The organism is Segetibacter sp., assembly GCF_025963695.1.
Taxonomy (GTDB): domain Bacteria; phylum Bacteroidota; class Bacteroidia; order Chitinophagales; family Chitinophagaceae; genus Segetibacter.
Genome location: NZ_JAOQAH010000012.1, coordinates 1 through 12,574, shown reverse-complemented (window position 1 = coordinate 12,574; position 12,574 = coordinate 1). Strand labels below are relative to the sequence as shown.

9 protein-coding genes are annotated in these 12,574 nt (G+C 38.9%); 7 read left to right on the top strand and 2 right to left on the bottom strand.

All coding sequences use genetic code 11. From position 1 onward, the window contains the following. Nucleotides 1-8 precede the first annotated feature (8 nt). The 3 genes from JWR87_RS00840 (at nt 9) to JWR87_RS00830 (ending at nt 5,036) form a co-directional block, all read left to right on the top strand. A complete protein-coding gene (locus JWR87_RS00840; RefSeq protein WP_297814636.1) occupies nt 9-1,442 on the top strand; it encodes an NADH-quinone oxidoreductase subunit M in 1,434 nt (477 codons plus the stop codon). 20 nt (nt 1,443-1,462) lie between these two features. After that, the gene (locus tag JWR87_RS00835; protein WP_297814634.1) at nt 1,463-2,833 is read left to right on the top strand and encodes an NADH-quinone oxidoreductase subunit N; all 1,371 of its coding nucleotides are present in this window, start codon (nt 1,463-1,465) and stop codon (nt 2,831-2,833) included. 931 nt (nt 2,834-3,764) lie between these two features. Further along, on the top strand, nt 3,765-5,036 hold the full coding sequence (locus JWR87_RS00830; protein WP_297814632.1) for an ABC transporter permease: 1,272 nt from the start codon (nt 3,765-3,767) through the stop codon (nt 5,034-5,036). 182 nt (nt 5,037-5,218) lie between these two features. On the opposite strand, the gene JWR87_RS00825 is transcribed toward JWR87_RS00830, so the two are convergent. Next, nucleotides 5,219-7,807: a zinc-dependent metalloprotease gene (locus JWR87_RS00825; RefSeq protein WP_297814630.1), complete on the bottom strand. Its 2,589-nt coding sequence runs from the start codon at nt 7,805-7,807 to the stop codon at nt 5,219-5,221. Nucleotides 7,808-8,148: 341 nt separating this feature from the next. Between JWR87_RS00825 and JWR87_RS00820 the strand changes: the two genes are divergently transcribed. The 4 genes from JWR87_RS00820 to JWR87_RS00805 all read left to right on the top strand — a co-directional run bounded on the left by JWR87_RS00820 (nt 8,149) and on the right by JWR87_RS00805 (nt 11,179). After that, complete coding sequence (locus tag JWR87_RS00820; RefSeq protein WP_297814628.1) at nt 8,149-9,006, top strand: MotA/TolQ/ExbB proton channel family protein; 858 nt, start codon at nt 8,149-8,151, stop codon at nt 9,004-9,006. A gap of 64 nt (nt 9,007-9,070) precedes the next feature. Beyond that, nucleotides 9,071-9,736 (top strand): biopolymer transporter ExbD, encoded by a 666-nt coding sequence (locus tag JWR87_RS00815; protein ID WP_297814626.1) that lies wholly within the window; start codon nt 9,071-9,073, stop codon nt 9,734-9,736. 33 nt (nt 9,737-9,769) lie between these two features. After that, a complete protein-coding gene (locus JWR87_RS00810; RefSeq protein WP_297814624.1) occupies nt 9,770-10,306 on the top strand; it encodes a biopolymer transporter ExbD in 537 nt (178 codons plus the stop codon). A gap of 36 nt (nt 10,307-10,342) precedes the next feature. Then, nucleotides 10,343-11,179, top strand: coding sequence for an energy transducer TonB (locus JWR87_RS00805; protein WP_297814622.1), 837 nt, complete (start codon nt 10,343-10,345; stop codon nt 11,177-11,179). A 280-nt stretch (nt 11,180-11,459) separates the two neighbouring features. On the opposite strand, the gene JWR87_RS00800 is transcribed toward JWR87_RS00805, so the two are convergent. Beyond that, on the bottom strand, nt 11,460-12,574 hold a 1,115-nt coding region (locus tag JWR87_RS00800; RefSeq protein WP_297814620.1), incomplete at its 5' end, for an MFS transporter.

Below are 12,574 nucleotides of genomic sequence, written 5' to 3'. Positions count from 1 at the left end.
AATAAAGTATGATCCCCGTTTTATTGATTGTAATTCCTTTAGTAACCGGCTTAATTTCTTTTTTTCTTAAAGAGGAAAGGAGTGCAAAGGCTTTTGCTTTGCTCAGTTCGGTTGCAACACTTGCAGTTTCCCTTATTAGCCTTTTTCAATCAGGAGACTCTCTTTCTACCGATGCTTCATGGCTACCAATGTTAGGCAGCCGTTTTTCGGTTTCTTTAGATGGAATGGGAAAAATTCTTACCCTTCTAACAGCTGTTTCTTTTCCAATCATATTTGCTGCAACTTATAATAACAAGTATAAAAGCCCTAATGCCTTTTATGGATTTATGCTGCTTACCCAGGCTGGATTAATGGGGGTTTTTTGTGCAATGGATTTATTCTTGTTTTACTTTTTCTGGGAGCTTGCTCTTATTCCTGCCTATTTTCTTTGTTCAAAGTGGGGTGGAGAAAAAAGGATACCGGTTACATTTAAATTCTTTGTTTATACATTTCTTGGCTCCTTATTGATGCTTGTAGGTATTTTATTTGTTTATTTTAAAACACCTGATCATTCCTTCGCCATCAGCTCTCTGTATAATCTTGCCCTTACCTACGGTGAAGAAAGTTTTATTTTCTGGCTATTCTTTATTGCATTTGCTATTAAAATGCCTGTATTCCCTTTTCATACCTGGCAACCCGATACTTATGAACAGGCGCCAACTGCTGTCACTATGGTTTTAAGTGGCATCATGGTTAAAATGGGTGTTTTTGCAGTGATCAGGTGGTTGTTACCAATGTTTCCGGGAGCGTCAGAGAGAATGGCTGATATAGTAATGATATTGGCGGTTACCGGAATGATTTACGCAAGCTTAATCGCGATCAGGCAAGATGATATGAAGAGATTGGTCGCCTACTCGTCAATAGCACATATTGGTTTAATGGCAGCAAGTATGTTCACTGGTAGTGCATCGGGTATTCAGGGCGTGATATTCCAGATGTTTGCTCATGGAATTAATATCATTGGCCTTTGGATAGTGATAGACGTAATTGAGCAACAATTAGGAACCCGCAAGTTTAGTGAATTAGGTGGACTTGCTCAAAAAGCTCCTGTCTTGGCAATTATGTTCGTTATCATGTCATTTGCCAACATAGCCTTGCCTTTAACCAACTCATTTGTTGGTGAGTTTCTTATGTTTAATAGTGTCTTCAATTACAGTATAGTATTAGGGGCTGTTGCATGTATTAGTATTATACTTGCCGCCGTATACACACTGTGGATGGTTCAGAAAGTTTTTTATGGGGAGGTAGCCAATGAAGACCGGGTGGTATTAAATGTGCCGATCAATACTCAGTTAATGCTGGCTGTATTGGTTGCTGTAGTTTTGTTCTTTGGCATTTATCCTCAGCCTATGATTAATTTAACCAGCGAGACTGTTACTAAAATTATAGCTCAAATAAAATAGCAACCTGATTAGGTTTATTTATGAATACGATTATACTTTCGGCAATCTTTGGTGTGGTTATGATGTTTAGTGGCATTTTTATTCATAATCGTTCTGCATACAAAAACATTTCATCTGCCGCACTGTTGCTGTTACTCGTGTTTAATATTTTTGAAAGTCAAGGTTCTTCCTTATTCAATATAAATACAACCAATTTTCTTCATTTTAATAAATTCGGCTTACTATTCAATAGCATTTGTATTTTTTCCACTCTCATCTATGTCATGTTAAGCGGAAGGGAAATTGAGAAAGCAGGAAATAATACAGCCGAAGCTCATGCGCTTATATTCTTTGTATTATGCGGTATTGGTATAGTTACTTCTTACACCAATTTATTAATGCTATTTATTGGAATAGAAATTCTTTCAATTCCTCTATACATACTAACGGGCAGTGATAAAAAGAATCTCAAAGGAAATGAGGCAGCTCTAAAGTATTTTTTGATGGGCTCTTTTTCTACAGGAATAATGCTGATGGGTATCGCAATGTTATATGGATCAGGAGGAACCTTCATGCTTGAAAATGTAGTTAAAAACGGTATAGTGTCTTACCTTTCTGCGTTAGGCATGGTGCTTATTTTTATTGCTTTATGTTTTAAAGTCTCAGCAGCTCCTTTTCATTTTTGGACGCCCGATGTATACGATGGCGCCCCTGCCGTAATCACCTCGTTTATGGCTACTGTTGTAAAGGTTGCAGGTTTTGCTGCTTTTATACGTCTTATTGAAGGCCGACTAGGAAGTATGGGTAGCCAGACCGATCGTTTGATAGCCATTGTTATCATACTTACCCTTGCATTTGGAAACCTCACCGCCGTGTTTCAGCAAAGCGTTAAAAGAATGTTAGCCTACTCAAGTATAGCGCAGGCAGGTTTCATGCTTTTTTCTTTGTTTGCGGTTAATGATGCTGCTAAGGAAGGTCTGCTTCTATATGCCGCCGCCTACTCTCTCGCTACTATTGGCATTTTTGCCGTGCTGGCTAAAATGGATGATATGACTCTTGAAGGCTTTAACGGTCTGTCTAAATCACAACCTTTAATCGCCGCATTGTTGGCCATCTTTCTGTTATCGCTGGCCGGCATACCATTGACTGCGGGTTTCTTCGCAAAGTTTTACATGTTATCCGCGGTGGTTAAAACAGGCAAATACCTGGGGCTTGTTATAATCGGAGTTTTGTTTGCCGCTGTAAGTGCTTACTATTATTTTAAGGTGATCCAGGCAATGTATTTTAAAGACGGAAACGTGGTGCTCGCCCCGGTTACTGCACGGTTTAAATATCTGCTGCTTTTTGTTGCTGCATTGATAGTTGTTTTAGGGGTCTATCCAAACGCACTACTTAGCTTTCTTTATTTTTAAATACCGTTAATTGAAACTCACTTTTTTTCGCTTTTAATTCTACAGTTCATCGTCACCCCTTCGTCGGCGAATTTATTTGTATAACAAAATGTTCAATTAAGATTAGCGAGGGAGAATTTTCGTTAAGAAATGTTGATACAAAAGGAAAGGACACTAATCCTTTCCTTTTGTTTTTTTTTTTACTTGTTGAAAAAAAGAAAAGTAAAAAATCGCGTATTCCATCCTGGGATAAAACAGTACCAGATTTCAGATTTTTCGATTTTATTATTGCTCACTAATCGTAGTGAAGAAATCAGCGGATGATAAATTAAAATATAAAGTATCAATAATAATACAATGTTTTAGAACTGATAGCCGTAGATCTTAATGCCCATACTAACAGAAGTAACGGAACGTCAATAAATAGGTAAAATACTAATAAGTTTTTCATAGATAACAAGTAATATTAAAAGGTTAAAGCTGTCTTCTTAAACACTCACTACCTATGCAAAACCCTAAAGCAAAACCAAAAGTATATAGGCCAGCACCTGTAAAAGTAGAAGCCACATACAAAACAGAAGTCCAACCTGCTTAGTATATACACCGCCAAGACACTCTGCAACTCGGTCTCCACACGTTCCCTTTGGAGTTGTATAAAACCCAGTTGCTTTTATAACAGAAAAATCCCTGCTACTATTAATATTACAAGATTGGAGGTCCTTTTCCAAAGGAAAACAGGTAGGTTTCATGATATTATTTTAGCGATTCAATAAAAATTCAAAAAATTCAAGTTTTTGGAGATTATTTTTCTCGTACTATTTGTATTTCTTTAAAAACGGTTTACCGTGGATTTTAAACGCAAACCTGCTGTGCTGTTTTGCGGCCATCCGTAACCGCAAGTTTCCTCTTTCCACTTCCTGCTGCCACTTACAACTTTACCTTATATTTGGTTATGAAGACGGTAGATATTTTAGTGCTTTCTTATAAAACAGTAACAAGCAATAAACTACGTACGGGAATAACAGTTGCCATTATTGCTTTTGGAATAATGGCTTTAATAGGGATCATCACCGCCATCCAGGCAATGAACCAAAGTATTAAGGAGAGCTTTTCAACTTTGGGCGCAAATGCCTTTGCAATCAGGTATAAAGACAGGAACATCAATATTGGCGGAAGGCGCAGCGTTGCTGCAGTTAAAAAAGGAGCCAGGCCGGATAAGAATTCGAACGTAGGTAAGAAGATAGATTATTTGCAGGCTAAGATGTTCAAAGAACATTTCAAGTTTCCTTCTATAATTGGTCTTCAGCTAAACGGCCCCAGCTCTGTAGTTGCGAAGTATGGAAATAAAGAAACAACACCAGAAGTACAAATCAGAGGCGGAGATGAAAATTTTTTATTGATTAATGGTTATACCCTGCAAGCCGGTAGAAATTTTAGCCGCATGGATGTAGAAACAGGAAGAAGTGTTTGTTTTCTGGGAAGCGAAATAGCCGAAAAATTATTTCCAAGCAACCCTGAAGCTGCGCTTGAAAAAATAATAAGAATTGCGAATCTGCCATACCGGGTTGTTGGATTACTGAGGCCTAAAGGAAGCAGTGCTTTCTTACAGATGGATAAGGTTGCAATTACAAGCTATAACAACGTACGTCGCTTACCTAATGCCGGAACATCTTATACCATTAATGTTATGGTTGATGACCTGACACAGCTAGAACCTGCAATAGGGGAAGCGACAGGAACTTTAAGAGCGATTCGCAGGTTGGATATAAAAGATAACGATAACTTTTTTATTGATAAAAGTGATAGCCTTGCCGAAACGTTCATTAGCTTGTTATCAAGCATATCAGGGTCAGCAGGTGCGATAGGCCTTATAACCTTAATTGGAGCTGCAATTGGTCTTATGAACATAATGCTCGTTGCTGTTACAGAAAGAACAAAAGAAGTAGGTCTTATAAAGGCACTTGGAGGCACCAGGAAAAGTATCAGGAACCAATTTCTATTTGAGTCTATTATCATTAGTTTACTTGGTGCAGTATTTGGAATTGTGCTGGGAGTACTTGTTGGTAATGCCTTCGCAATGGCTGTTGGAACGGGCTTTGTGGTGCCTTGGGGATGGGTTGTAACAGGTATTATAATTTGTAGCATTGTGGGCTTGACTGCAGGGTTATGGCCAGCCATTAAAGCTTCTAAACTTGACCCTATAGTCGCCCTGAGATATGAATAAGCTGTGGTTTATAGGTTTTTGAAAGGTGGGTGTGATAACATAAATTAAAGTTGAATTATAATTTGCTGTACAAGGGAGTGACACAACGATGTTGATTAGAATTTCTGTAGCTGAAACACAAAAGGCTTTATAATAGAAAATCCCGGTAGTTTTGACCGGGACTTTTTATTACTTCAATTATCTTATTTTTTCGGATCAAGTGCGTCTTTAATTCTTTCTTTAAGATCCAGTAAGTGAATTCTACTCATTTTATCTGTTGTTCCTGCGATTGCTGCATTAACCTCAGTTTTTAAATCCATCATTTGAGACCGGGCAATGGAAGGAATATCGGTGCGGCTAATGTCAACAGATGATAGGGCACTAGGGCCACCAAAAGAAATCACAAATCCTGACATAGAAGTTGAGGGATTGATCATGTTATTAAGCTTGTCTACATAGCTTTTTTGCAACCGGCGTCGGTAGCTGTCTATCGGTTTTTTCGATTTTAATTCGACAAACAAGCCTTTTTGCAAATCGTTAAACAATTCCATTGCACTGTATGCTTTAACCGATCCAAAGCGCTCGGTTGACTCTTGTAACCTCGATAGCCTTGACGTACTTAAAAGATTATTTAATACACTTTCCTGCGCAGTAGCAATAGGGTCGGTCTCTCCCGGATTTTTAACCCGGTCCCAAATGCTTTTTGACATTAGCCAACGTGGCGTTGTAAGAACCTGGTTTTGAAGAAAAGTAATAGCCTCGCGCTGTTTAGATTTCGGTATTACTTCGTACACCGGCTCATCTTGTACCGAGGTTTTTATAGTTTCAGAAACACCGCCAACATTTGCAGTTACATGTCCCAGGTACCGACGAAATTGACCAACTAGTTGGGTATACATTTCATCAATATTCTCATTTTGATCGACCTCGTCTTTCGTCCACTCGGGCAAGTTCTTTAAAATGAACTTTAGGTTTTTAATTCCATAAGTGCTTGCCTTCATAGCATTGTCGCCCAGGTCTTCGCTCTGATTTCTTGGGTCATTTGAATTTCCTAACTCATATGTTCCAAAATAAGTACGCGGGTTTTCGGAAAGCGTTTTTAGAACCAGCTTGTTGCTTGCTAGTTTTTGCTCTTCTTTAGTGTTGCCCGAAATGTACCCATAGCCCCATCTGATAGCCCATTTATCGTACTCACCGATGCGAGGAAATAACCCTTGTTCTGAAACATGGTCTTCGGGTTGAGCAACGTAATTAAAACGGGCGTAGTCCATAATCGAAGCGGTATGTCCATTAGCCTCAACCCATGCTTTATCTCTTAATTTTTCAACCGGGGTACGGCTGCTATTTCCCATATTATGCATTAAACCAAGTGTGTGTCCAACCTCATGAGAGGATACAAACCGGATCAATTGCCCCATTAGATCGTCATCAAATTTCATTTTTCTTGCTCTGGGATTTATTGCTGCGGTCTGTATCATGAACCAGTCGTGTACCAGTTTCATCACGTTGTGGTACCATCCTATATGACTCTCAAGTATTTCTCCGCTTCTTGGATCGTGTATGTTTGGGCCATAAGCGTTTTCTACGTCCGAGGCGAAATAGCGGATAACTGAATAGCGCGCATCTTCCATACTCATTGCAGATGCGGTATCGGGCCATTCTTTACCCATAATGGCATTTTTAAAACCCGCTTTTTCAAATGCTGCCTGCCAATCGTCAATGCCTTGTATAAGCGCATTTCTCCATTTTTTTGGTGTGGCAGGGTCTATATAATATATAATGGGTTTTTTGGGTTCAACCAGTTGACCTTGTTTCCATTTTTCAAGGTCCTCGTCTTTAGGTTCCATCCTCCATCGTACAGCAAATTTGTTGCTTTCAACTCTTTGTTGAACGTCACTAAAACTGGTAAAGTCTTCAGAGAAGAAACCAACTCTACGATCGGAATAGCGTACCGACATTGGTATTCTCGGTAGCAATATCATCGATGTGTTTAATTCGATAGTAACTGCACCCGCAGCGGTTGCAGCAGGAATAGTTGAAGACGGGGTTGGAGAAAAGCCTCCTAAAGAAGGTGAAGAATTAAACGTTTTTACAGTCCGGATTTCAGTGTTGATAGGAAAAGAACTAATGTTCTGAATGTAAGATCTATCAGATGCAATAGAAGAAAGGTTGAAGCTTCTCTTTGCCGAGGGGCTTACGCTTACCACCTGGTTGTCGCCTTTAAAAAATTCGGTAACATCTATTACAACACTTGCTGAGTCTTTGGTATAGGCTGCAACCGGAAACGCGGCAGCAATAGCATTGAGGTTTGAATTAGAAACGGCCTTATAAATAGCATTTCCACTATCGGCTACATTTACTAAAGTAATAACTCTCATAAAAACATTATTACTGGGGCCTCTTTCAAAAGCAACTGTTTGCTGGTTTGTTAATTCGCCACCGTAAGTAGCTCTTCCCACACCTTTATTTGCAGGCACTCTAATGAACCTTGTAACAGCCATAATCTCACGATTCATTACGGTGTCAGGTATTTCAAAAAAGTATTTGTCATCGACTCTGTGAACAGTAAACAAACCTTTTTGAGACACTGCTTTATCGGTTATTACATCTTTGTAAGGTTTTGGTCCGGTTCTGGCGCCTCCAAATAAACCTGCCGGAGCTTGAGTGGTGGCCAACGGTGGAGGTGTAGAAGTGGGAGGAGTGGTTGGCGTAGGAGTGGGAGGTTTTCTCCGTTGCGCAGAAACGCTTAATGACAAGCATGGAATAAGTAACAATAATACAAGTTTCTTCATATAACTATTTCTGTTTAGTAGGCATGAAGTTAAAGGAACTCACAATTGGCAAATAGTTAAAATGCCGGAGTGTAAAAAATAAATATTGCCCTAGATTTCTTATTCGAATGTTTATAAATCTATAGATGTTTTAATTAAATGCAGTGGCCTGAAACTTGCTGTACAGCTTGCTGATAAACCTTTATTAAAAGATGGAAAACAGTGCGGATTTTTTATTTTTGACTAATTGATAAAAATATTTGCACTATCCTTTTATCTTTAGATTATTATTTTCACTAGAATTGTAGAACAAATCTTTATTTAATTTCTCAAACAAATTCTTAAACACAAAAAATTGTATCATGGCGGAAACTAAACCAACTGCAACAGTAAAAAGCGCAACATCAGTTCAACCAAGAAAGTCGGGAAATTCAATTTCATGGATTGCCCCTTTAGCATGTATTATTTTAGGTTATGTTTTATGGCGTTATGTGATCGGCGCTGATGCGAATTTTACAGCTCCTGATAAAGCTGGTGGATTTTGGCCTGATCATCAGGGACCAAAAGGAAACATTTCGCGGATGTACGAAGGCGGCATTATCGTTCCTATTTTAATTGGTTGCATGCTGATAGTAATAACATTTTGTATTGAAAGATTTTTAACAGTTACAAGAGCAACAGGAAAAGGCAATATCGCTGAGTTTATCAGGAAAGTGCAATTTAATCTTGCCAACAAAGATGTAGATAAAGCGATAGCAGAATGTGACAGACAAAAAGGTTCTGTAGGAAATGTAATGAAAGCAGGTCTTCGCAAGTACAAAGAAATGATTGCGAATACTGAATTAGACACGGATCAAAAAGTGCTTAATATTCAAAAAGAGGTGGAAGAGGCTACAGCGCTGGAATTACCAATGCTCGAGAAAAATCTTGTATTTCTTTCAACGATTGCATCTGTTGCTACGCTTTTGGGTTTATTAGGTACTGTGGTAGGTATGATCAAGTCTTTCTCTGCCCTTGGTGAAAGCGGTGGTGGTGAAGCTGCTCAAAAACTTTCTCAAGGTATTTCTGAGGCATTGTATAATACGGCACTAGGTATTGGTACTTCTGCTATAGCTATCATTATGTACAACGTGTTTACTACAAGAATTGATGGTATTACTTACGGTATTGACGAGTCTGGTTTCACATTAACGCAGAGTTTTGCTGCCAACTATAAATAGTTGAAATTTTTTGTGGAAAATGCCAAAACAGGCATCTAAGTATAATTGAACTAAATTTTAAAAAATGTCAAGACCCAAAATAGCCCGAAAAAGTACTTCTGTTGATATGACGGCAATGTGTGACGTGGCTTTCCTCTTGCTATCTTTTTTCATTCTTACAACCAAATTTAAAGCTGCTGAAGCGGTGGAGGTAGCAACTCCGAGTTCAGTATCTTCTAAAATAGCACCTGAGAAAGATGTAACGTTGGTTTCTGTAACAAAAGATGGTAAAGTTTTCGTTTCGCTTGATAACGAAGATGTGAAAGCTGAATTGGCTAGTCAGCTTAACTCAGCTGCTGGTGCTGGCCTTTCGCCTTCCGATATTGCGCTTTTTAAAAAGGCCAGTTTTTACGGAACTCCGATTTCTCAAATTAAATCTGCTTTGCAAATACCGTCAGATAAATTAACTGGCGCCGCCTTGCCAGGAATACCTGTTCAGGATACTGCCCACAATGAGTTAACAACATGGATGAATGCCATTGTTACAGCGCACTCGAGTACAGGTACAAAGATGAACCTGATAGTAAAGGGAGACAATATTGTGAAATATCCAATTTTCAAAAATATTGTTACATCTTTTAAGAAAAGCGATCAGTTCAAGTTTCAAATGATCACTAATCCAGAGAGCGTACCTAACGGAACAGATCTTTGGAGAAAGTATATGAAAGGAGAAGTGGCTACTACTGAGTAGACAGAATTTATTAATCAAATAAAAACTTGCACAATGGCAGAAATGGATACTTCGGGCGGTGGCGGTCATAAAAAAGGCCCCGGCGTCAAGAAAGCAAAAAAAGCATCAACAAGAGTAGATCTGACGCCCATGGTGGATCTTGGGTTCCTGCTTATCACCTTTTTCATATTTACTACAACAATGAGTCAGCCGACGGCAATGAAGTTAAACTTGCCGAAAGATACCGATAAGCCAGAGGAGCAAAATAAATTGAAAGAGAGTGGCGCGTTTACAATGTTACTTGGAAAGAATAATAACGTGTACTACTACGAAGGGCAACTTGATCCATCTGCTTCTAACATGAAGAGTAGTACAATGAAGCAGATAAGAGATGAGATCATTCGAAAAAAGAGAAGTACACCAGAAGAGGATTTAATGGTTGTAATTAAGGCTTCTGATGAATCTACATATAAAGATGTAGTGGATGCATTAGACGAGATGACTATTAATGATATTAAGCGTTATGCCCTGGTAGATATTTCAGATGTAGAAGGGCAATTGGTAAATATTTCTGATACCCGGGGGAAATAAGTTAATTTACAATATATACTTTTAAAGAGACAAACAATGGAAGTTAACAAAATTCTTAACGCAGACATTCTCGACATTATTTTCGAGGGGAAGAATAAGGACTATGGTGCTTATGAGCTTAGAAAGACATATAATAAACGTATAATAACTGCAATGGTTATTATGGCGGCTGTATGTTTGCTGGTCTTTCTTACCCAGTTATTCGGGAGTGATGGTGATAAGGACAAAAACAAGATAATTGTGCAGGATGTTCAGCTAGAGGATATTAAGAAGGAGGAGAAGAAACCAGAACCTCCACCTCCGCCTCCACCACCTAAACCTGAGCCACCAAAAGTGGAAATTACAAAGTTCACTCCTCCTAAAATTGTAAAGGATGAGGAAGTTAAAGAACCCCCTCCTCCACAAGAAAAATTAGAAGAGACTAAGATTGGTACCATTAACCAGGAAGGTAAAAAAGACGAAGGTTTTGTGGCGCCTCCGGTTGAAGAAAAAGGTACTGGTGTGGTAGAAGCGCCTAAAAAGGTGGAAGAGGATTATGATAAGGTATTTACCAAAGTAGAGAAGGAAGCCAAGTTTCCAGGTGGTATGGATGGTTGGAAAAGATACCTTGAAAGAAACCTGAATGCCAACGTTGCTGCGGATGACGGTGCACCTGCCGGTAATTATACAGTAAAAGTTCAGTTCATTGTTGATAAAGAAGGCGGGATTAGTAACGTGCAAGCAATTGAAGTTCCGAAGACATGTCCAAGCTGCGGACCTGAGGCTGTAAAGGTTATTAAAAAGGGTCCTAAATGGGAGCCTGCAGTTCAAAACGGTAGAAATGTAATTTATCAGGCAATTCAGTATGTGACCTTCCAGGTTGCAGAAGAATAAATGATAATGACATAAGAATATTTATACTTAATAAAAAAGCCCTCTATATGAGGGCTTTTTTATTTCTAATGGTTCCGTTATTTGTCTAATTAAAATCTCCTTTTAAGTATTTAAAGTGTTTAAGGAGGCGGCAACATGAAAGTTTATTCTACGAATAATTATTCTATTGTTGTAATTGTTGCAGAAGTTTTTAAAGGAATAGAACACTGTACAATAGCTGCCGAAAACACCACAAGACTTACATGTTGTTTTTTTACTCATCAGAATTGTCTTGCCTCAATTATTCTTCAACATAATCTAAGTCTTTCTTAAAAGTTTCTTCGAGAAAATACAGGGCTAATAACGCCAGAGCATAAGTTATGGCAGCTACTATTAGTACACTTTTAATGGTACCAGCGGAAGTTTTAAGAAATACAAAGAGAGCTGTCAAAGGAATGACAGTTGCTCTCACGAAATTAGGTACTGTAGTTGCAACCGTAGCCCTAAGGTTCGATCCAAACAACTCGGCGGCAACAGTAATAAAAAGAGTCCAATAGCCACAGGTAAAACCAAGGCAAGCACACAAAATATAGAGCATTGTAATACTTGTAACAGGTGCAAGGAAAAGGATAAGAACAAACATGCATGAGGATAACATGAATAAAAGCATCACTTTTTTTCTGTTATTAAAGTACTGGCTCAATGAGCCGCTAACGATATTACCAAGCACTTGACCCATGAAGGCAAATAATACCGCTTTACCTGCATCGACCGGGGCGTCCAGACCTATTGCTTTTCCAAACTCGGGCGAAAATGTAATGATCACTCCCATAATCAACCAGATGGGCATACCGATAACTATACTGGTAAGGTATTTAATAAAGCGCTTCTTATTATTGAAAAGCATCAGTATGTCACCCCGCCGTACATTCTTTTCCTTCAACTCGGTAAAAATGCCTGACTCAAAAACCCTCATTCTTAGTACCAATAATATCAATCCAAGTCCCCCACCAATAAAGTAGGAAGCTCTCCAGTCAAAAAAGTAAGAAACAGTATAAGCCAGCAATGCTCCAAAAACTCCCATCGTGGCGACTAGAGTAGTTCCGTAACCTCGAATGCGTTTAGGGAGTACTTCAGTTACCAAAGTAATTCCTGCCCCAAGTTCACCTGCCAAACCAAAGCCGGCTACAAAACGCAGCACAGCGTAAGCGCCAACAGAATTGACGAATCCATTGCCAATATTTGCAAGTGAATAAATTAAAATAGATCCAAATAAAACAGACAACCGGCCTTTTTTATCTCCCAGTATGCCCCACACAATTCCACCTATAAGTAAGCCTGCCATTTGAAGGTTTAGCAGCATGATGCCGTCTTTCATTATGTCTTCGCCCGCCACGTTTAGTGATTTTAGACTTG

Coding starts and splice junctions, on each gene's coding strand:
- JWR87_RS00830 (WP_297814632.1), top strand. CDS start 3,765: ATGAAGACGGTAGATATTTTAGTGCTTTCTTATAAAACAGTAACAAGC.
- JWR87_RS00840 (WP_297814636.1), top strand. CDS start 9: ATGATCCCCGTTTTATTGATTGTAATTCCTTTAGTAACCGGCTTAATT.
- JWR87_RS00835 (WP_297814634.1), top strand. CDS start 1,463: ATGAATACGATTATACTTTCGGCAATCTTTGGTGTGGTTATGATGTTT.
- JWR87_RS00810 (WP_297814624.1), top strand. CDS start 9,770: ATGGCAGAAATGGATACTTCGGGCGGTGGCGGTCATAAAAAAGGCCCC.
- JWR87_RS00805 (WP_297814622.1), top strand. CDS start 10,343: ATGGAAGTTAACAAAATTCTTAACGCAGACATTCTCGACATTATTTTC.
- JWR87_RS00820 (WP_297814628.1), top strand. CDS start 8,149: ATGGCGGAAACTAAACCAACTGCAACAGTAAAAAGCGCAACATCAGTT.
- JWR87_RS00825 (WP_297814630.1), bottom strand. CDS start 7,807: ATGAAGAAACTTGTATTATTGTTACTTATTCCATGCTTGTCATTAAGC.
- JWR87_RS00815 (WP_297814626.1), top strand. CDS start 9,071: ATGTCAAGACCCAAAATAGCCCGAAAAAGTACTTCTGTTGATATGACG.